General features: G+C 37.8%; 17 protein-coding genes. 16 read left to right on the top strand and 1 reads right to left on the bottom strand.

What is annotated here, in order from left to right:
• Positions 1 to 7: 7 nt before the first annotated feature.
• Complete coding sequence (locus ACFSFW_RS18920) at positions 8 to 1366, bottom strand: YheC/YheD family endospore coat-associated protein (protein ID WP_388040526.1); 1359 nt, start codon at positions 1364 to 1366, stop codon at positions 8 to 10.
• Positions 1367 to 1787: 421 nt separating this feature from the next.
• Here ACFSFW_RS18920 and ACFSFW_RS18925 point away from each other — a divergent pair, with 421 nt between their 5' ends.
• The 16 genes from ACFSFW_RS18925 (at position 1788) to ACFSFW_RS19000 (ending at position 21282) form a co-directional block, all read left to right on the top strand.
• Positions 1788 to 2924: a DUF445 domain-containing protein gene (locus ACFSFW_RS18925; RefSeq protein ID WP_388040528.1), complete on the top strand. Its 1137-nt coding sequence runs from the start codon at positions 1788 to 1790 to the stop codon at positions 2922 to 2924.
• Positions 2925 to 3065: 141 nt separating this feature from the next.
• Complete coding sequence (locus ACFSFW_RS18930; protein WP_099362485.1) at positions 3066 to 3422, top strand: YlbF/YmcA family competence regulator; 357 nt, start codon at positions 3066 to 3068, stop codon at positions 3420 to 3422.
• Positions 3423 to 3600: 178 nt separating this feature from the next.
• Complete coding sequence (locus ACFSFW_RS18935) at positions 3601 to 4464, top strand: Cof-type HAD-IIB family hydrolase (protein WP_304214582.1); 864 nt, start codon at positions 3601 to 3603, stop codon at positions 4462 to 4464.
• A 281-nt stretch (positions 4465 to 4745) separates the two neighbouring features.
• Entirely contained in the window at positions 4746 to 6260 is a 1515-nt protein-coding gene (locus tag ACFSFW_RS18940) for a coproporphyrinogen III oxidase (RefSeq protein WP_388040531.1), read from the top strand.
• A gap of 333 nt (positions 6261 to 6593) precedes the next feature.
• On the top strand, positions 6594 to 8141 hold the full coding sequence (gene pruA / locus ACFSFW_RS18945; protein ID WP_388040533.1) for an L-glutamate gamma-semialdehyde dehydrogenase: 1548 nt from the start codon (positions 6594 to 6596) through the stop codon (positions 8139 to 8141).
• Between the two features lie 60 nt (positions 8142 to 8201).
• Positions 8202 to 9404, top strand: a complete 1203-nt coding sequence (locus tag ACFSFW_RS18950; RefSeq protein WP_388040534.1) for an ornithine--oxo-acid transaminase — start codon at positions 8202 to 8204, stop codon at positions 9402 to 9404.
• 478 nt (positions 9405 to 9882) lie between these two features.
• Entirely contained in the window at positions 9883 to 10905 is a 1023-nt protein-coding gene (locus ACFSFW_RS18955; RefSeq protein ID WP_388040536.1) for a DctP family TRAP transporter solute-binding subunit, read from the top strand.
• Between the two features lie 90 nt (positions 10906 to 10995).
• A complete protein-coding gene (locus ACFSFW_RS18960) occupies positions 10996 to 11475 on the top strand; it encodes a TRAP transporter small permease (RefSeq protein ID WP_388040538.1) in 480 nt (159 codons plus the stop codon).
• Positions 11472 to 12755: a TRAP transporter large permease gene (locus ACFSFW_RS18965; protein ID WP_388040540.1), complete on the top strand. Its 1284-nt coding sequence runs from the start codon at positions 11472 to 11474 to the stop codon at positions 12753 to 12755. Before ACFSFW_RS18960 ends, ACFSFW_RS18965 begins: the two co-directional genes overlap by 4 nt.
• Positions 12756 to 12767: 12 nt before the next feature.
• Complete coding sequence (locus ACFSFW_RS18970; RefSeq protein ID WP_388040542.1) at positions 12768 to 13115, top strand: cupin domain-containing protein; 348 nt, start codon at positions 12768 to 12770, stop codon at positions 13113 to 13115.
• Positions 13116 to 13269: 154 nt separating this feature from the next.
• The gene (locus tag ACFSFW_RS18975) at positions 13270 to 14451 is read left to right on the top strand and encodes an aminotransferase A (protein WP_388040544.1); all 1182 of its coding nucleotides are present in this window, start codon (positions 13270 to 13272) and stop codon (positions 14449 to 14451) included.
• 50 nt (positions 14452 to 14501) lie between these two features.
• Positions 14502 to 15158, top strand: coding sequence for a GntR family transcriptional regulator (locus tag ACFSFW_RS18980; protein WP_388040546.1), 657 nt, complete (start codon positions 14502 to 14504; stop codon positions 15156 to 15158).
• Positions 15159 to 15299: 141 nt separating this feature from the next.
• A complete protein-coding gene (locus tag ACFSFW_RS18985; RefSeq protein ID WP_388040548.1) occupies positions 15300 to 16943 on the top strand; it encodes a M20/M25/M40 family metallo-hydrolase in 1644 nt (547 codons plus the stop codon).
• A 336-nt stretch (positions 16944 to 17279) separates the two neighbouring features.
• A complete protein-coding gene (locus ACFSFW_RS18990; RefSeq protein WP_388040550.1) occupies positions 17280 to 18419 on the top strand; it encodes an acyl-CoA dehydrogenase family protein in 1140 nt (379 codons plus the stop codon).
• Between the two features lie 55 nt (positions 18420 to 18474).
• Complete coding sequence (locus tag ACFSFW_RS18995) at positions 18475 to 20094, top strand: long-chain fatty acid--CoA ligase (RefSeq protein ID WP_388040552.1); 1620 nt, start codon at positions 18475 to 18477, stop codon at positions 20092 to 20094.
• 399 nt (positions 20095 to 20493) lie between these two features.
• Positions 20494 to 21282 (top strand): enoyl-CoA hydratase, encoded by a 789-nt coding sequence (locus tag ACFSFW_RS19000; protein WP_099362474.1) that lies wholly within the window; start codon positions 20494 to 20496, stop codon positions 21280 to 21282.
• The last annotated feature ends 97 nt before the right edge of the window (positions 21283 to 21379 follow it).

A 21379-nucleotide genomic window follows, 5' to 3' on the forward strand; every position in this document is an offset into this window, starting at 1 on the left:
TGATTGATCATCTTAGGTTGGAAAGGAAGACACAATGCTGCAGAAGCGCTTTTGCGCTTGGTCGAATTTTGGTCGATAATTTATCCTGTTCTTGATTTTTCGATGGCTTCGTATTAACCTCTATAATGGTTGGCTTTCCAGTTTCATCGAGAGCTAGGTCAATCCCTAATTCCGCAAATATTCCGTCCGCTGTTCCATCAATAATTTCAGCAACTTCAAGTGCTAAGTCCTTTATTAATCTCTTAATATGCGGAATCTCTTTCATCTCAAAGTTTTCTAGAAGAACGTTATGAACCTTTTGAATTTCTCCGCCTCTTGCCAGATTAGAAACAAATTCATCTTTTGAAGATACACGGGCAACAATCGAGGTTAGCTGCCATTTTTCACTAGATTGTTTTTGACAAAGCACGCGAAAATCCAATGGCTTTTCTTTATAAGAAAGAAGCGGAATACATTGTTGAACGATGAAAGTATGCTGTTTTAGCCTTGAGAGTAAGGATTGAAAGAGGGATGGGAAGCTTTGATGAACCGTCTCAATGTCACCTGAGAACGTTGTATAATCTAAAAAATACGTATCTTCATCCGTTTTTTGAATCCGAAAAATATTTCTCCCCTGGCTCCCATGGACCGGTTTTACAAAAACACATTGATATTTTTCAAGCATTTCAAAGAGAACATCTTTATTTGTTAAAAGCATGGTATCAGGTAGATAAGAATGGAGATGCTCATTTTCATATAGCATTTCGCGCACTTCCCATTTATTTAGAAAATGATCATTAAAATATGGGATATTGTTCATTTGCAGTTCATTTGTAAAATCGATAAAACTTGAGTGTTGCTCTCGCTTGCGTGAGTGAATCCGATTGTGAACCACATGAGGGTAAGGAACAGCCGATTTTTTCCATATGCCATCGATAAAGATGTACCCTTTTTGGTCATAAAATGTATTTAAAGAGAATACATAGAAAAGTACTCCGATTTCGCTTGCATAGAGTGACAGTTCCTCGCAAAACTCTCCGATTGAACCAAATGATACCAGGTTGTTTTTTTCAGTTGCTTCCGTTAATAGACCGATAAATGGACCCATTTCTAGTTTGTTATTTGCTTTCTTGAATAGCGTTATTGAAAAATTCTCAGAAGGAAGCTGTAATTCCTTTAATATGAAAGTTGGACATTGAATGACAGGCTCGCTCTCATTAATAGATACGACTTTTACCATAAGACTATTCCTGTTACAGTATAATTCAATTGTCTGTTCCTTTTGTAAGCCAAACTTCTTTATAATGATGTCACTAATTTTTATTTGTAAATAGGAATCCTGCTCGTCAGAAACAGGAATCACCTCGATAAGAATTTTTTCCGTCATCATGATAACCCCATTTGCGTAACTTGACGTTCAAACACTATAATTGATAAGGTGATGATTCAATAAAGAAAAACGATTTTGCTTAAATATATAGGCAAATGTCTGATATCGTATCGTATGAAAAGACAATAAAAACTGTGAAAAAAAATTAACTTTATTCAGTAGAAGTCCTTTATTTCTATTAGTGGGATGAAATAGATTGGAGTACACATTATAGTGGTAATTTATCCCTTGGCTGAATAAAGTTAGCCTCCGGCGGATGCCACGATTTTTAAAAGGAAATTTTTCGAGCAGTAAGATCAAAGACTAAATACGCCACTTCCTGTGGCAACGTCTTTATGACCTACTTCCTGTAGGCCTAAAAATCGGGCACAAATACTCCAAGGCGTATTTGATATTAAGTTAACAAAGGGTGATCTGTATGAACGTTTTTTTAATGATTGTATTAATGATGGTGATTGGAGCCATTATTGGAGGAGTTACGAATTCATTGGCCATCAAGATGTTATTTCGGCCATATAAAGCCATCTATATTGGTGGAAAACGCCTTCCATTTACTCCTGGATTAATCCCGAAACGGAGGGAAGAGCTAGCAAGGCAGATGGGAAGAACCGTGGTAGAGCATCTCTTAACACCTGAAAGCCTAAAGAAAAAATTACAGGATGAAAGCTTTGTCGCAAACATCGAAGGCTGGGCGAAGGAAGAGGTTGCTAAACTGCTGGATACTGAGATAAATTTTGTCGAGATAGCTGGACAAGTTGGGATACATAATCTTAATGAACGTGCAGAGGAGCAACTAACCAACTTTATTGAAACCAAATTTAAAAGTCTTATACATGAAATGGGCCAAAAGGAAATAGGCGATGTCATTCCAGAGGAGCTACTTTCAACTATCGAAAAGAGGTTTCCAGCGGTTGCGGAATATATAACAGAAAAAGGTATCGAGTATTTCGAAAGTGAGGAAGGGAAACATCGTCTAAAAAGAATGATCGACGAGTTCCTAGCCACCCGTGGAATGCTTGGAAATATGGTGCAAATGTTTTTAGGAAACACAAGCTTAATAGATAAGATTCAACCTGAAATTGTTAAATTTCTATCTAACCCAGGAACAAAGGAGCTTTTACAATCTTTAATTGAAAAAGAATGGAATAAGGTGAAAGCCTGGGAGGTTAACAGAGTTGTCGAGCAGGTAGGTTTTGAAAAAATTCTTTCATTCTTAAAGGAACAGACTCTGAACATCTTCCCTGTTAAGAAGTATCTTGAAACACCTGCAAATGAGGTGTTACTACCTTACAAAGACAGAATCCTTGAGCAGATAGTTCCTAAAGGAATTGAGATGGCTGGCGAATTTGTGGCAAATCGTATTGAAAAATTGATGAAAAGCCTCAAAATCGAGGAAATTGTAAAGGAGCAGGTTGGAACATTTTCTGTAGAGCGCCTAGAGGAAATGGTGTTAGGTATTTCTAAACGGGAATTCAAAATGATTACCTATTTAGGTGCTCTTTTAGGTGGAATCATCGGAATTTTTCAAGGGGTTATTGCACAGTTTTTACAATAAACATAAGCAAAACGCCCTGCATAGAATATCTTAAAATAATCTCCCTAATTTCTAGATGAGGGTGAATTATATGGAAATGTTTGTTATAGTGGAAAAGAACCATTTTGCTCGTAATAAATCTGGATAAAGGAGGTAGGTAAAATGGGTGTAAATTTATATGATGTTGCTTATGGTGTTGAGAAGGCGATTCGTGAGAGTGATGAGTTTAAACAACTAAAGCAATTATATGATCAAGTGAATAATGACGAAGGTGCAAAGAAATTATTTGAAAGCTTCCGGAACATTCAATTATCCCTTCAACAAAAACAAATGATGGGTGAAGATATTTCACAAGAAGAAGTAGAACAGGCTCAAAGACAAGTTGCACTTGTTCAACAACATGATACAATTGCAAAACTTATGGAAGCTGAGCAGCGAATGAGCGTTGTCATCGGCGAATTAAATCAAATCATGCTTAAACCACTTGAAGAACTATACGGAAGTATGGATCAACAATAAGACTTTTTAGGAACCCACGCGAATTTGGTGAGGGTTCTTTTTTTTGCTCATATATGTGAAACTTTAAGTAACACATATTGTCGGCCATTTTTCTATAATAGTCTTTTGTTCTAATCAGTTTCATTTTTTCATAACCATATGTATAGGGGACGCCCAACTGAGAAGGAGGACCTGCTATATGTATAGGTTACTAGCAATAAATGTGGATGGCACATTACTACGTCCAAACGGTCGGCTTCAAAGTGGAACTAAGGAAGCCATCGATTTTGTCCGTGCAAAGGAAGTTTATGTGACTCTCATAACAAGACGTCACTTCCCATCGACGAAAAAAATCGCAAAAGCATTAAAGCTGAACTCATTGTTAATTACGCATAATGGAGGATTCATCAGTGATAACCTGGATGAACCTATTTATGTAAAACGTATTTCAGAGGAGAAAACATTTAATATTGTCCAGGTATTAGAAAACTTTAAGTGTAGCATTCGCCTCCAACATGAAAAGTTTTCAATTGGCAATCGCGTGAGATTCCCTGGCAATTTAATCGCAAAAGCAATGTTTGGTTCTGGTGATCCACTCTTTTATCCAATGCAGTTCGTCGATTCGCTTGGGGATTATTTAACAGACAATCCTGTTGCACCACCTAAAATTGAGGTCTATGCACAAAGTGAAACTGAACTGAAAACAATTAGAGAAACAGTGAATGAGCATTTCAATGACATTCAAGTGGATCTAACAGAACCGCATAAGCTAGAAATTACTCCTTTTGGTGTTTCTAAACTTAATGGATTAAAAACGTTAGCTAATCACTTAGATATTCCTTTGCATGAAACAGTTGTTATTGGTGATTCACTAGATGATATTGAAATCATTGAATCTGCTGGATTAGGGGTTGCAATGTGGAATGCACCGAAGGAAGTGAAATTTGCTGCTGACTGGGTGACTCGGTCCAATAATATGAATGGCGTCTCCTATATGATTAAAGAGCATTTCCGTAAGCAGCAAAGAATTGACTTCTTAAAACAAATTAAGATTGAAAAATAAAGTTGGGCTTGCCTCCACGCTATGTGGAGGTATTTTTGTTGAGAGAAATGCAGAAATAGAAACTACCCAAAATTCTCATATTGATTAAAAAAGGTACATTCTGTACACTTAAGTAAGCTATTTTAACTTTATATAGCAGAAGTTGAGGACTTCTGCTATATAAAGTTAAAGCCTTCGGCGGATGCCAAGACTTTTCAATGGAAACTTTTCGAGTAAGCTCGAAAAAAATCTGGCGCAAATACGCCAAGGCGCATTTGATAAAATAAAAGGTGATACAAATTATGCGAATTTTATTCAAGGGGCTCGAGGATGATCGGTTTATGCGACCGTTACAGCTCATCACGAATCTTTTTTATGAAGAAAGTGAACTCTCAATAACAGAGCTAGAAAATCCTGAGCTATTAGTAGACTTTCAATATGAATATAATAGTCCTGTCATAACAACACATGCCATACTGACTGACATCAAATCCGGCAACGAATTTAAGGGAAGCTATCGTAAGGAATTTCCTCCATTTGAGAACGACAAAGAACTATTTAAAAAGATAAAAAATGCAGTCTCACATGTATATGTAATGGTCATGCAAGATTTTACAGGTATTACTCAGCCGTGGGGAATGCTTACTGGCATACGCCCAACAAAGCTGTTACACAAAAAGATTCGAGAGGGTAAATCTCATGAGGTAGCACACAAAGAGCTGAAAGAAGATTACTTAATTACAGACGAAAAACTCGAATTAATGCGCCAAATCGTCGACCGTCAACTCACAATGGTTCCTGATTTATATCAACTACAAAACGAAGTAAGTATTTATATTGGGATTCCTTTCTGCCCAACAAAATGTGCCTATTGTACATTCCCTGCATATGCTATCAATGGAAGACAAGGATCAGTCAATTCCTTCCTTGGTGGACTTCATTATGAGATGCGTGAGATGGGGCGTTGGTTAAAGGAAAATGATATTCATATTACAACTGTATATTATGGTGGCGGAACTCCAACAAGTATCACGGCAGAAGAGATGGACATGCTGTATGAAGAAATGTACCAGTCCTTCCCAAATGTGAAAAACATTCGTGAAGTCACAGTTGAAGCGGGAAGACCGGACACGATTACACCGGAAAAACTTGACGTCCTAAAAAAGTGGAATATCGACCGTATCAGTATTAACCCGCAGTCCTATATACAGGAAACACTAAAAGCGATTGGCCGTCACCACACGGTTGAAGAAACCGTTGAAAAGTTTCATCTTGCACGAAATATGGGGATGAACAATATCAACATGGACTTAATCATTGGCCTTCCGGGTGAAGGGGTAGAAGAGTTCAATTATACCCTTTCAGAAACAGAAAAGCTTATGCCGGAGTCGTTAACCGTTCATACTTTATCCTTTAAGCGTGCATCTGAAATGACACGAAACAAGAAAAAATATAAGGTTGCCGGTCGTGAAGAAATTACAGAGATGATGAATAATGCTTCAACCTGGACAAAGGAACACGGGTATGTCCCATATTATTTATATCGAATGAAGAACATACTTGGGAACTTAGAGAATGTTGGCTATTCACTACCAGGACAAGAGAGTATCTACAATATTATGATTATGGAAGAAATGCAAACAATCATTGGCTTAGGCTGTGGAGCAGCTAGCAAATTTATTGATCCTGTGACAGGGAAGATTACTCAGTTTGCAAACCCGAAGGATCCGAAATCCTACAATGATCATTTTATTGAATACACGAACAAAAAAATCGATATTTTAAACGATTTGTTTGGAGTAGCAAAAGGGGTATAGGAAACTATGCCTCTTTTTTTTCGTTCAAAGTTGAAATGAATCCTCAGGTAACGTGTAAACCTTTTCTCAATGGTATCTTTTTATTGATTTTTAGATTTACTGAGTTTTATTGCTGTTTTCCATGTCAAGTTCGATTGATCAACTCAGCTATAATATCTGTGTAAATTGAAGTAAAAACGCAAAAATTATTTGCGGTAAGGAGCAAAAAAAATTAGCGTAGCAAAATAAATTTGCTCTAAAAATTTTAATAACGTTGTCTTAATGTGTTTGTAAAGTTGGCACATATCTTGCATTAATGTATATTGACCAAAAAATTACATGGGGGATGAAGAGATGGTACAACCATATAAACATGAAGCATTTACAGATTTTTCAATCGTGGCTAATCAAGACGCATACAAAAAGGGGTTACAAACAGTAGAAAGTTACTTAGGCCAAGATTATGATTTATTAATCGGGGAAGAGCGAATTACTACTGACGATAAAATTATATCAATTAATCCAGCTAATAAAGAAGAAGTCGTTGGACGCGTATCAAAAGCAAATCGTGAGTTAGCTGAAAAGGCTATGCAAGTGGCTGTGGAGGCTTTTAAAACATGGAAAAAGGTATCAGCGGAAACACGTGCGGACGTATTATTTAAAGCAGCTGCAATCATTCGCCGCCGTAAACATGAGTTTTCTGCTTTACTTACTAAAGAAGCAGGAAAGCCATGGAGAGAAGCAGATGCTGATACAGCTGAAGCTATTGACTTTCTTGAATTTTACGGTAGGGAAATGCTAAGGATCAAAGATGGTGTTAAAGTAAACAGCCGTCCTAATGAATTTAATCGTTATGACTATATTCCATTAGGTGTTGGTGTTATCATTTCACCTTGGAACTTCCCGCTTGCCATCATGGCTGGAACAACTGTAGCCGCAATTGTTGCTGGCAATACTGTTCTATTAAAACCAGCATCAACAACTCCTATTGTGGCAGCGAAATTTGTTGAAGTGATGGAAGAAGCAGGTCTTCCTGCAGGTGTTCTTAATTTTGTCCCAGGAAACGGTTCTGAAGTTGGGGATTATTTAGTTGATCATAAAGATACTCGTTTCATTTCATTCACAGGTTCTCGTGACGTTGGACTACGTATCAATGAACGCGCATCTAAATTGAATGACGGCCAAATCTGGATTAAACGTGTAATCGCTGAAATGGGCGGTAAAGACACAATCGTTGTAGATAAAGAAGCCGATCTTGAATTAGCATCTCAATCTATTGTGTCTTCAGCGTTTGGTTTCTCTGGACAAAAATGTTCAGCATGTTCCCGTGCAATTATTGTCGAAGATGTATATGACGAAGTGCTAAGCCGCGTTGTTGAATTAACAAATGAATTAACACAAGGGGATCCAGCAGATTATCGTAATTACATGGCAACAGTGATTGACCAAAATGCATTTGATAAAATCATGAGCTATATTGAAATTGGTAAAAAAGAAGGAAAGCTAATGACAGGTGGAGAAGGAGACAGCTCCAAAGGATTCTTCATTAAGCCGACGGTATTCGCTGACCTTACCCCAGATGCACGTATCATGAAGGAAGAAATCTTTGGACCAGTAGTCGGTTTCACAAAAGCTAAGGATTTCGATCATGCCATTGAAATTGCGAATGACACGGAATACGGATTAACAGGTGCGGTAATTACAAACAACCGTGTCAACATCCAAAAAGCACGTGAAGATTTCCATGTAGGTAACCTTTACTTTAACCGTGGTTGTACGGGTGCAATTGTTGGCTACCAGCCTTTTGGTGGATTCAATATGTCAGGAACAGATTCAAAAGCAGGCGGCCCTGACTACATTCAGTTGCATATGCAAGCAAAAACAACCTCTGAAATGTACTAAGAAAGCGTACTTAACCAAATACTTTCTATTACACTCAAGATCTCGTAGGGAGGGATAAATATGATAACACAAACAAGAAAATCACAAACATTAATAGAGCAATCTGAAAAATTTGGTGCACACAATTATAACCCGCTTCCGGTTGTAATTTCAAAAGCTGAAGGAGTATGGGTGGAAGATCCTGAAGGCAATAAATATATGGATATGTTAAGTGCTTATTCTGCAGTTAATCAGGGGCATCGCCACCCAAAAATCATTCAGGCGTTAAAGGATCAGGCTGATCGTGTGACATTAACCTCTCGTGCATTTCATAATGACCAGCTTGGCCCGTGGTATGAAATGATTTGTAAATTAACAAAGAAAGAAATGGCTCTACCTATGAATACAGGGGCTGAAGCTGTTGAAACGGCGATTAAAGCTGCACGCCGCTGGGCATATGATGTAAAAGGTATAGCTGAAAATCAGGCTGAGATTATTGCGTGTGTGGGTAATTTTCATGGTCGAACTATGACGGCTGTGTCACTTTCCTCTGAAGCAGAATATCAACGAGGATTTGGTCCAATGTTGCCAGGTATTAAACTAATCCCTTTTGGTGACTTAGAAGCTTTGAAAAAAGCTATTACGACAAATACAGCAGCTTTCCTAGTTGAGCCTATCCAAGGTGAAGCTGGAATTGTGATTCCACCCGAAGGATTCTTAAAGAATGCATCAGAATTATGTAAAGAAAACAATGTTCTCTTTATTGCCGACGAAATTCAAGCCGGATTAGCTCGAACGGGTAAAATGTTTGCATGTGACTGGGAAGATGTCAATCCTGATATGTTTATCTTAGGAAAAGCACTAGGTGGCGGGGTATTCCCGATTTCTTGTGTAGTTGCTAGCAAAGACATACTTGGCGTATTTAATCCTGGATCACACGGATCAACATTCGGTGGAAACCCAATGGCATGTGCTGTATCAGTTGCTTCTATGAATGTACTAATTGACGAAAGACTAGCAGATCGTTCTCTTGAACTTGGTGAGTATTTCATGGAGAAGTTAAATGAAATCAATAATCCAATTATTAAACAAGTTCGTGGTCGCGGCCTCTTTATCGGTGTCGAGCTTACACAGCCTGCCCGCAGATATTGTGAAGCATTAAAAGAAGTGGGGCTTTTATGTAAAGAAACTCATGATACCGTTATGCGTTTTGCTCCTCCATTAGTAATTAGCAAAGAGGAATTAGATTGGGCAATTGAAAAAATTAGTAAAGTTTTAGGTTAATGTAAACGGGAATTTGTTTTTTAATATAAAGATAACGTGGTGCCAATAAGGGGACCACTAGGGCAAATATTTATATAAGATAGAATATTTTAATTTTTTATACAATTATATTGACGTCAATTTTTATATAACGTATATTTATAACTAAGTTTAACAAACAGTGTATACGGTATACTGTATACAGTACACCGTATACTTATATTGATATATTGGTAATTTAGTAGACTTTATTTAAATACTTGCAAACATCTTCACATGGTTGTTCCTTGGTACACAAAGCCTGTTATTCGAAGTATTTTGAATAAATAAATAATAAGAGGGATATTTAATCCTTGTTGTTTTCTATAGTTGGCTATCACAAAATGAAAGCAGTTACATTAAGTGGGAATATTGTCTAATATGTATCCAACAATGTAAAGGCAAATTGATGTGTTGGAAAACTATGAAATATAAAAAATATTAAAAGGAGGTCAAAAAAGTGAACAAAATTATATCATTTTTATGCTTGTCGGTATTATTTGCTTTTATTCTTGTTGGCTGTAGCAGTAATGCTGAAAAATCGAATGGTGAAGGTGGTGGGGCTGAACCTACGACAATACAACTTGGACATGCATTGTCTGAAGGTACTCCTGCTGCCGAATTAATAAACGAAATGGCTGCGAATGTCGAGGAACAAACAGAGGGACGAGTCGCGTTCAAAGTTTTCCCAAACAGTCAGTTAGGTTCCGAAGTAGAAATGTTAGAGCAAATAAAATTAGGAACCATGGGATCAGGTGCAATCATGATTGGTTCTATGCAAAACCTAAATAAGACAATGGCGATAGAGGATTTACCATACATGTGGGCAGATGCTGAACATGCACGTGCTGCATATGATGGTGAATTTGGTGAATACCTAGGAAATGTGATGAAAGAAGAAGGTATGACAAAAATTGGTTATCTTGAATGGGGCTTTAGACACATTACAAATAACAAGAAGCCAATTGTTAAGCCAGAAGACATGGAAGGTGTGTCAATTCGTGTGGCTGAAACAGAACTTCGTGTAGACACTTTTGAAGAAGTTGGGGCACTTCCGACTGTTATGGCATTCAGCGAACTATATGGTGCATTGCAGCAAGGTACAGTCGATGCACAAGAAAACCCACTTTCTAATATTGTAGCTGCTAAGTTTGACGAAGTTCAAGAATATCTATCACTTTCTGGTCACTTCTACAATACAGTAATGATGGTTGTTGATACTGATGTTTGGGAAAAAATCTCAGCAGAAGATCAAGAAATTATTCTAGCAGAAGCAGATAGAATTTCTAAGGAAGTCCGAACTGTAAATGATTCTAAAGAACAAGAATACATTGACACACTCGAAGAACGTGGAATGAAGGTCAATGATAATGTTGATAAGAAAGCATTCCGTGAAGCGATGCTACCAGTCTATGACAAATGGGAAAAAGAAGTATTTGGTTCTGAGCTAATGGACATTTACAGAGCAGCTTCTGGATATTAAGGATTAACCTTCTCTCTGTTTGGGTCATAAAGATCTGAACAGGGAGAATTATTTTCCATAGGAAAAAGTATTAACTAAAGGAGCCATTCTATGATTATTAAATTAACCAATATACTTGTTAAGTTGTTGTCTACGCTTTGTATGATTATGATTACGGGCTTAACAGCTATTGTTTTTATACAGGTTATCTCAAGATATGTTGGAATTTCATTACCTGGAACAGAAGAATTGGCAAGACTGATGGTTATTTGGCTAACATTTTTGGGATGTAGTTTAGCCATGTATGAAAAGATACATTTATCTGTCGACTTCTTAGTTGATATGATGCCAAAAAGTATTAGCAAGAAGGTTGGTATATTTATTCACTCCACTATGATCCTCTTTTTCGGTGTATTGATGGTCTATGGATTCCGACTTTCTATATTAGCATGGGGCTCGACATCTTCTACATTAACGATACCTATGGGCCTATTTTATATCATGATACCGATAAGTTCGATCTTTTCCATCTATTTCATCATACTTAATATGTTTGATTCTTCTAAAAAAGGAGGAATTGTTGAATTATGATGATCATTACGATTTTAGCACTTTTCTTTTTCTTCCTTTTTCTAGGTATGCCAATTGCGTTTACGATGGGTATTGTAACGATTGGTATGCTGGTATTAACCGATGTGTCATTAGAAATGATGGTGCAGCGAATGTTTGCTGGTGTTAACAACTTCTCATATCTTGCCCTCCCGTTATTTATCCTAGCAGGAAACATCATGGGTAAAGGTGGTTTAACGAAACGTTTGATGGGATTAGCAAATGCTCTAGTTGGGAAGTTGCCAGGGGGACTTGGGATGACGGCAGTTGTTACTAGTGCCTTATTTGGTGCCGTGTCAGGTTCAACTGTTGCGACAACATATGCTGTAGGGTCTGTTATTGTGCCTCGTATGAAAGAACAAAACTACAGCAGAGGCTTTATTGCAAGTATCGTTGGTCCGTCGGGTGTCTTAGGATTAATTATTCCTCCAAGTATAACAATGGTTATCCTTGGCATAACAGCTAATATCTCCATTGGAGATTTGTTTCTTGCCGGATTTTTACCTGGTATTATACTTGTTATTCTTTTATGTATCTATGTTTCCTTTATGTCTAAACATAAAAACTTTGGGGTCATCCACCAAGAAAAAATAAGTGGAAAAGAATTTTTAAACATTTGTAAGGAAGCGTTCTTCCCGCTAATGACTCCAGTATTTATTCTTACTGGGATATTTAGTGGACTTGTCACAGCAACCGAAGCAGCTGTTGTTGCGGTAGTATATGGCTTTATTTTGTCCTTGTTTTATAAAGAATTAACGTATAAAAAGTTTAAGCAAATCATGGTCAGTTCAGCTTCGACATCAGCAACAATATTAATTATTATTTCCGTTGCGAACGCATTTACATATGTGTTGACAACAAATCAAATCCCTGCAATGATTTCAGAATTCTTCTTACAGTATGCCCATACTCCACTTCAATTCTTATTGGTTGTTTCATTAATTCTGTTCATTTTAGGTACGCTTACTGAAGTAACCTCATTAATTATATTGTTGAGTCCGATTTTTATGCCGATTGCGATGCAGTATGGCATTGACCCAATTCACTTCGGAATGGTATTGTGCATGAACTTTGCGTTAGCAAATGTGACACCGCCAGTTGGTCTGTCCTTAATTGCCGGATGTAGTATCACTGATCGTAAAATGGGAATTGAGCATACATTCCCATATGTACTACATATAATTGGAATTTTAATTATTTTTGTAATGTTGATTATATTTGTTCCAGCTATTTCAACATTTATGCCAGCATTGTTCAGATAGTAGGTGAATCGATTGATTAGAAAAACAGAGAAAAAAATGATTATTGAAAATCCACGTGGAGGAGAAGGCACCATTGAGTTATATGAAATCTTTGGTTCAGCTGAAACGATGGGTAATGTTTCTCTTTTTGCCAAGGTTGTTTTGAAACCACAAACAATAATTGGGTTCCATGAACATCATGGTGAAGCCGAAGTTTACTATGTGACGAAAGGGAAGGGCTTTTTCATTAGGAATAACCAAGAACGCATTGCTGTCAAAGCAGGCGATGCGTGCATGATGGAAGTTGGCCATGGTCATGGAATAGAAAATCCGAATGATGAAGAAATGGAAATCATTGCGGTAGTCTACCCTGAAAGGTAGGAAAACGAAGGAAATAGGTAGCGAAGTTCCATGAAGGTAATTGAGGCTAGCGAAATCTGACTTGAGAATTTAGAAAAGGTTCAACATGAAGTGAGTGCGACTCCTATTTAAGGATTATTACTATTCACGCGTAACAGTAAAAAGGGGGATAATGATGGATATTATATTGAATAAAAGGGTTACGGATATTCAGGTTCCCAGTATAAGAAAATTTTCTAATATGGTTGCCGATTATCCTGATGCGATTAACCTAACTCTTGGACAGCCTGATTTTAGCACTCCTGAGCATATAAAAGAAGCAGGGATTTCAGCAATAAGACAGAATTTAACAGCATATACTCATAACGCAGGGTTAATCGACCTTAGACAAGCTGCAAGTGACTTTGTGAATCATAAATACGGTCTTCAATATGATGCCGAAACGGAAATCATTGTAACGAACGGGGCTACTGAGGCAATTGATACAGCCTTTCGTACTATTTTGAGAGAGGGAGACGAAGTCCTTCTTCCAGTTCCTATCTATCCAGGTTACGAACCGCTCATCAAATTATGCGGCGCTGTTCCAGTATATATTGATGTGACGCAGGATCAATTTAAGATTAATGCTGATTTAATTAAAAGCAAACTTACGGAAAAAACTCGCTGTTTGGTTCTTTGCTCTCCATCTAATCCATTAGGAAGCGTGTTAGATGAACAAAATTTGAATGAAATTGCTAGTCTTCTAGAGGAAAAGGATATTTTCGTAGTTTCAGATGAAATTTACAGTGAACTGACTTTTGACCAAAAGCATAATTCTATTGCCGCTGTCCCTGGAATGAGGGAAAAGACAATTGTCATTAACGGTCTTGCTAAGTCTCATTCGATGACAGGGTGGAGAATTGGTTTTACCTTTGCACCAGCCTATTTATCTGAAGAAATGCTAAAAGTTCATCTTTATAATTCAGTTTGTGCAAGCACAATTAGCCAGTATGCAGCAATTGAAGCACTAACAAATGGAATAAATGATGCAAATGAAATGGCTGTAGAGTACAGGAAAAGAAGAGATTATGTTTGTGACCGTTTAATGAAGATGGGACTTGATGTTATAAAACCAGAAGGTGCTTTTTATGTTTTTCCTTCAATAAAAAGGACAAATATGGATTCAGAGAATTTTTCTTTGAAGCTATTACAAGAAGGAAAAGTTGCCGTTGTTCCGGGTAATGGATTTACCGAGTTTGGTGAAGGATTTATCAGAATTTCTTATGCAGCCTCTATGGAAATGCTCCAAGAAGCCTTAGACAGATTAGAGCTTTTTATGGATAGCATTATGAAAAAAAGAACAGTAGAAAAGTTTTAATACGATGAAGTATGGTAAAAGGAACGTTTTAACTGAAAAAGGGGATTATGATGCAAAAACTGAAATCTGCTGGTTCATTATCTGATCAAGCTTATGATGTGATTAAAAATGCCATTATCAATAATGAAATAAAACCTTTGGAGTATTTAACAGAAGAGCATTTAGGAGAAAAACTGGGGATAAGCCGGACCCCAATTCGTACGGCTTTAAAAAGGCTAGTATATGAAGGTCTGGTTGAGATGGAATTAAACAAACAAACTAGAGTTCGAGCAATTTCAATAGAAGAAGCACAAGACTATCAGGTTTTGAGAGAATCGCTGGAACCATTAGCAGCTAAACTGGCCTGTATAACCATTAATGCTAAGCAGTTAGAATTTTTAAAAGAGATATGTAATCAACAACGGGAAAGTATCGTCGAAAAGAATTATAGCCAATTCATTAATTTGGATACCCAATTTCACAGCTATCTCGCCGAGTTCACAAATAATCATAAATTAAAGGAATTTATTAATTCTCTTCGCATTCAGATGCAAAGGTATATAATTTTAACGAATACGTTACGAATGAGTGCGACTGAAGCCATTGAAGAACATTTTCAAATTATAACCGCTCTAGAAAGAAAAGACCCAGAAGAAGCAGCAACATGCATGGCTAATCATATAAAAAATATATCGAATCGACTTGGTCTTACTACTAAAGAAGAGTAAATATCACGGCTAAGACGCTCTAGTTAAAGAGATACATACTGGAGCTTCTTGCACATTTTAAAACCAAAAGTCATTTTTTTACATGTTTATTGTATACAAATACAAATGCAAATACAATAATTTAAAAGGGGTTAGAAGGAAATGACAGAATATCAATGGGGAACAAAAGAAGCGCTTCGCCAATTGTTATGCGAGGTCGTTAGTTGGGATAGCAGAACACTCACAGCGGGAGAAAGGGATTTCCCCGCTAAAGTTTCAGAAAAACTGAAAAATTTACCATACTTTCAAGAGAATCCATCTCATCTTGGTCTTCATGATGCGGATCTTGGTAGAAGATTTGTAACCGCTTTATACAAACACCCTGTAGCAGCGGAAACAATTGTACTTATTAGCCATTTTGATACAGTTTTTACGGAGGAATACGGTGATATAGAGGAATTTGCATTTCGTCCAGAGGAATTAACACAATTGCTTCATAGCAGAATTGACAGCTTGCCTGAGGATGCACAAAAGGATCTTCTGTCTGGTGAGTATTTGTTTGGACGAGGAACGATGGATATGAAAATGGGACTTGTCATGCATATGGGGGTAATTGAAAAGGCTACTACAGAAAAATGGCCAATTAATCTTGTTCTATTAACAGTCCCAGATGAAGAGGTTAATTCTTCGGGAATGCGAGCAGCTGTGTTGAAGTTAGTAGAAATGCGTGAAAAACATGACCTCAATTATAAGCTTTTCTTAAACGGGGAGCCGGTATTTAGTCAGCAACCAGGTGACCCTAATTATTATATTTACTCAGGGTCTATCGGAAAAATTATGCCGTCTGTGTTTTTTTACGGACGGGAAACCCACGTAGGTGAACCACTTAGTGGTATTACCGCAAACTACATTGCTTCGTTCATGACAAAGGAAATGGAGTGGAACCCCAAGCTTCAGGAAACGGTGATGGGGGAGAAGACTCCACTACCTGTGACGCTGCAGCAAAAGGATTTGAAAATGGAGTACTCAACCCAGACGCCATTCCGTGCAGTCGCGCTGTACAACGTGTTTTTAATGAAACGAAATGCAGCAGAAATTATGGATATTTTTGAAGGAATTGCTAGAGATGCTGCAAAATCTTGTAACGAAGACTATCAAAAAATCTGTTCCACTCAGGGTGTGAAGCCTGTAGGAGAAATTCGGGTTTACCGCTTTGAGGAACTACTAGATTACGCTATTCGGAAACTTGGCCAAGACTTTGTTGAATCAGTTAAGACCGAGATTCTCGGGAATAACAAGTGGAGTGATCGTGATAAATCCTTCCAAATTGTTGATTCACTGATGATTGAGTGTCAAGAGCTTTCACCGGCGATGGTTTTACTCTATGCACCTCCATATTATCCTGCGGTAAATTCGTCTGATTGTGACTTTATCATTGAATGTGTAGATTATGTCAAGTCACAAAGCATGGAGAAGTTTGCATTACCAGTAAAGCAAGTTCACTATTTCAATGGCATTAGCGATCTTAGTTACGTGAACTACAAGGAAGAAGGCGATGGCTGGACTTCTTTCATCTCCAATACACCGGTTTGGGGTGGAAACTACAGCATCCCATTTGAGGAAATGAAACAACTCCAGGCACCTGTATTAAATGTCGGCCCATTCGGCAAAGATGCCCACAAACGAACGGAACGCCTTCATATGAAGAGTGCTTTCGAAGAGGTACCATCTCTTGTAGAGGGGTTAATCCGCAATATTTCAAATTCGGCAGGTGCTTGTCAAAACTCTATTACTAATTCTTTATAGGAGTATATATAATATGAATATTTACTTTTAAATATGGAACCTACAGATAGGACACTCGAAAAATTGTGTTTTATCTATAGGTATTTTTTTATACTTAAAACTTAAAATGTGGGAATTAGGTCTTTTTTTCTTTTCAAAAAGGAGGATTTTTCTTATAATGAGGAATTATTCAAGTACTGGAACTCATAAAGTTAAACAGACTCCTTTTTATTAAAATGTAAACGCTTTCTAATTTGTTTCTATTAGACAAGACTTCCACAAAAATACCACATTATATTTACCCGTCATGAAACATACATTGATAAAAACAAACCCTTATTACTAGGAGGGATAATAATGACCGCACGTTATTTACAAGACGAGCATCATATATTTCGTGATGCCTTTCAAAAGTTTCTTGAAAAAGAAGCATATCCCTTTTATAACGATTGGGAAAAAAACGGGATAATCCCTCGTTCTTTTTGGACAAAAATGGGAGAGAATGGCTTTTTATGTCCATGGGTTGATGAAAAATATGGAGGCCATAATGCTGATTTTGGCTATACTGTCGTCATTAACGAAGAGCTTGAACGAGTTGGCGCAAGCATGAAAGGAATAGGTCTTCATAGTGATATCGTGGTCCCTTATTTAAATGAGTATGGCACAGAGGAACAAAAACAAAAATGGCTGCCAACATGTATATCAGGTGAAATGATTACAGCGATAGCGATGACAGAGCCAGGTGCTGGTTCGGATTTGGCTGGGATTAAAACGACTGCTATAAAGAAAGGTGACCATTACATTGTAAACGGTCAGAAAACATTTATAACAAACGGCATTCATGCGGATCTAGTCGTTGTTGTTTGTAAAACGGATCCGAAAGAAAAACATAAAGGAATTAGTTTGTTAGCAATTGAAAAAGATACCCCTGGATTTACCCGGGGAAGGAAACTCGATAAGGTTGGTCTCCACGCACAAGATACGGCAGAACTGATTTTTGAAGATGCGCTTGTTCCTGCGGAAAATCTTATTGGAATCGAGGGGAAGGGCTTTTATTACTTAATGCAGCAGCTCCAGCAAGAACGACTAATTGTTGCAATATCCGCTCAAATTGCAGCTGAGACAATGCTAAAGCTAACATTGAAATATGTTAAAGAGCGCGAGGCTTTTGGGAGGTCGATTAGTAAATTCCAACATATTCAATTTAGACTTGCAGAGATGGCAACAGAAGTTGAAATAGGCAGAACCTTTTTAGATGATTTGATTGAGAAACATATCGCAGGAAAGGATGTGGTGACAAAGGTTTCCATGGCAAAGTGGTGGTTAACCGATATGGCAAAAAAAGTCGCAGCTGAAAGTATGCACCTACATGGTGGATACGGATATATGGAGGAATACGAGATTGCGAGACGGTATCGTGACACACCAGTATCAGCGATTTATGCAGGGACAAATGAAATTATGAAAACGATAATCGCAAAAAATATGGGGCTATAAGTTTACCAAGAGTAACTTGATGTTTTCAAATTATTTTGAAGTGGGGGAATGGATTATGATGAATGTACCATTGCTAGTATCATCAATGCTCGAGCGTGCAGAGAGGTATTTTCCAAAGAAAACCGTTGTTTCGAGAACTTCAGCTGGTATTGTAACTCATACTTATAAAGAGATAGGTGAACGAACAAGGAGATTATCAAGTGCCCTTGACAAAATCGGGGTCAGTAAAGGGGACCGTATTGGAACACTAGCATGGAATCATCATCGTCATCTAGAAGCTTATTTTGCGATACCTGGTATTGGTGCAGTTCTTCATACCATCAATATTCGCCTTTCACCCGCGCATATAGTCTACATCATCAATCATGCTGAAGATAAGGTACTGCTTTTTGATGAAGATCTACTTCCATTATTAGAAAAGGTTAAGGATCAATTAAAAACAGTTGAAGCGTTCGTCATTATGACTGATAAGGATGAATTGCCTGAATCTAACTTAGAACCACTTTATCATTATGAAAAAATTGTAAATGAAGGTAATCCTACATTCCAATTTAAGAAAGGCCTTGATGAAAATGATCCGGTAGGGATGTGCTATACATCTGCAACAACAGGTAATCCGAAAGGGGTTATCTATTCAAACCGAGGAGTTGTCTTACATAGTATGGCACTCGGTTTAGCTGATAGTTCAGGATTGACGGAAAGTGATATTGCGATGCCTGTTGTTCCAATGTTTCATGTAAATGCATGGGGATTACCTTTTGCGGCGGTGTGGTTTGGAACCACTCTCGTTATGCCAGGACCCTATTTTACTCCAAAGGTATTAGCTGAATTAATAGATTCCGAGAAGGTAACAATAACTGCGGGTGTACCAACAATCTGGCTTGGGCTTCTTAATGAACTAGAGCAAGGCAACTACGATACAAGCAGTCTAACTCGTATTTTATGTGGTGGTTCTGCTGCACCAAAGGGGCTCATTCAAGCGTTCGAATCAAAATACAAAATCCCGTTTATCCATGCTTATGGGATGACAGAAACAACACCACTTGTTGTGTTATCTCGTCTAAAAAGCTATCAAAATGATCTTTCCGAAGAAGAAAAATTAGAAATACGGTCGAAACAAGGGTCTATCGTCCCCCTAGTTGAAATGAAGGTAGTAGGGGCAAATGGAGAAGTTGCCAATGACGGTAAAGAAATGGGAGAGCTATTGTTAAGAGGAAATTGGATTGCTGATGAGTATTATAGGGATGAGCGAACAAATGAAGCGTTCCGAGATGGGTGGTTGCATACCGGAGATGTAGTCACAGTGGATGAAGATGGAATTGTGAAGATTGTGGATCGAACAAAGGATTTAATCAAGAGTGGTGGAGAATGGATATCCTCCGTTGATATTGAGAATGCACTTATGGCCCATGAGGCAGTGTTTGAAGCAGCTGTTATTGCAGTACCGCATGAAAGATGGCAAGAACGGCCAGTTGCATGTGTAGTATTAAAAGATGCTGCAAAGGACCAAACCACAAAGGATGAGTTATTTGAGTTTCTAAAGCCACAATTTGCGAAATGGTGGTTGCCAGATGACATCATCTTCATGGATGAAATCCCGAAAACATCAGTAGGAAAGTTCCTGAAAAGAGCCCTGCGAGACCAACTGAAAGAACATTTATCACAAGTTAAGTAAACATGTAGGGGAACTCGACAGCAAATAGTGTAAAGAGGTTCGAGATTGGATAAAACTAGGAGAGATCGAACCCGCAAACATGGTAAAGAGGCACACACCTGGATAAAACTAGGAGATGGAGAACTCGCGAACGTGGTAAAGAGGTTCGAGATTGGATAAAACTAGGGGATAGCGAACCCGCAAACACAGTAAAGAGGTTTGCAACTGGATAAAACTAGGGGATAGCGAACTCGAAAACCTAGTAAAGAGGCACGCATCTGGATAAAACCAGGAGATGCCGAACACACACATGAGGGTCATCCAACAAACCTTGGATGACCTTATTAATTTGTTGAAAACGGTTTCTTTTAAAGTGATATAATTATATAATAGTAGAAACACCACTAAGGGGGCTTTATAATGGCAATCGAACAAGTAGAAAAAGTGTTTCTTCATATGGATGAGCGAGTAGCCTACCTTACTCTAAATCGCCCAGAAGCACTGAATTCAATGGATATTGAAATGCTTAACCAAATTTTACATAGTTTAAAAGAAGTCGCTGCCAACGATGAAGTGGATATCCTTGTATTGTCTGGTAGTGGACGCAGCTTTTCAGCTGGAGGAGATATAAAAACAATGTTAAGTTCCACTGATGAAAGTGCTTTTGCACCGGTGATGGAACTTATTTCAGAAATAATGAAAACGCTCTACTTATTACCAAAACTAGTAATCAGTGCAATCAATGGACCAGCTGCGGGGCTTGGATTAAGCTTTGCGTTAGGTGCTGATTACATTATCGCCGATCGACAATCAAGATTAGCAATGAACTTTATTGGCATCGGTCTAATTCCTGACGGAGGTGCACATTTCTTCCTTGAAAAAAGACTTGGCGAAGCTAGAGCAAAACATTTAATTTGGGAAGGGAAGCCATTATCACCAGGAGAAGCTCTACATATTGGATTAATTGATGAGGTTGCAGAGGAAGAACTGCAAACAGCGGTCATCCATAAGGTGAAAAAGTGGAAAAAGAAACCTGTGCTTGCCATGATTCAAACAAAGTCTATCTACAATCAAATGCACTTACCAGAGCTTGAAAAAATATTAGAATTAGAAAAACACGGACAGTATGCAATGAGAAACACAAAGGATCACCGTGAAGGCATTCAAGCCTTTTTAGAAAAAAGAAAGCCAATTTTTAAAGGCGAATAATGAAGAAAATCCCGTTGAAACACAACGGGATTCAGACTGTAGACAAACTCGAAAAATTTCGAGTTTGCCTACAGTCTTTTTTAATTTACAATATTTA

It is taken from the genome of Ferdinandcohnia salidurans, assembly GCF_042680725.1.
Taxonomy (GTDB): Bacteria; Bacillota; Bacilli; order Bacillales; family Bacillaceae_L; genus Ferdinandcohnia; species Ferdinandcohnia salidurans.

Bases quoted from the DNA above. Each gene is read 5' to 3' on its own strand.
- ACFSFW_RS18920 (WP_388040526.1), bottom strand. From the start codon at position 1,366: ATGACGGAAAAAATTCTTATCGAGGTGATTCCTGTTTCTGACGAGCAG.
- ACFSFW_RS18925 (WP_388040528.1), top strand. From the start codon at position 1,788: ATGAACGTTTTTTTAATGATTGTATTAATGATGGTGATTGGAGCCATT.
- ACFSFW_RS18930 (WP_099362485.1), top strand. From the start codon at position 3,066: ATGGGTGTAAATTTATATGATGTTGCTTATGGTGTTGAGAAGGCGATT.
- ACFSFW_RS18935 (WP_304214582.1), top strand. From the start codon at position 3,601: ATGTATAGGTTACTAGCAATAAATGTGGATGGCACATTACTACGTCCA.
- ACFSFW_RS18940 (WP_388040531.1), top strand. From the start codon at position 4,746: ATGCGAATTTTATTCAAGGGGCTCGAGGATGATCGGTTTATGCGACCG.
- pruA (WP_388040533.1), top strand. From the start codon at position 6,594: ATGGTACAACCATATAAACATGAAGCATTTACAGATTTTTCAATCGTG.
- ACFSFW_RS18950 (WP_388040534.1), top strand. From the start codon at position 8,202: ATGATAACACAAACAAGAAAATCACAAACATTAATAGAGCAATCTGAA.
- ACFSFW_RS18960 (WP_388040538.1), top strand. From the start codon at position 10,996: ATGATTATTAAATTAACCAATATACTTGTTAAGTTGTTGTCTACGCTT.
- ACFSFW_RS18965 (WP_388040540.1), top strand. From the start codon at position 11,472: ATGATGATCATTACGATTTTAGCACTTTTCTTTTTCTTCCTTTTTCTA.
- ACFSFW_RS18975 (WP_388040544.1), top strand. From the start codon at position 13,270: ATGGATATTATATTGAATAAAAGGGTTACGGATATTCAGGTTCCCAGT.
- ACFSFW_RS18980 (WP_388040546.1), top strand. From the start codon at position 14,502: ATGCAAAAACTGAAATCTGCTGGTTCATTATCTGATCAAGCTTATGAT.
- ACFSFW_RS18985 (WP_388040548.1), top strand. From the start codon at position 15,300: ATGACAGAATATCAATGGGGAACAAAAGAAGCGCTTCGCCAATTGTTA.
- ACFSFW_RS18990 (WP_388040550.1), top strand. From the start codon at position 17,280: ATGACCGCACGTTATTTACAAGACGAGCATCATATATTTCGTGATGCC.
- ACFSFW_RS18995 (WP_388040552.1), top strand. From the start codon at position 18,475: ATGATGAATGTACCATTGCTAGTATCATCAATGCTCGAGCGTGCAGAG.
- ACFSFW_RS19000 (WP_099362474.1), top strand. From the start codon at position 20,494: ATGGCAATCGAACAAGTAGAAAAAGTGTTTCTTCATATGGATGAGCGA.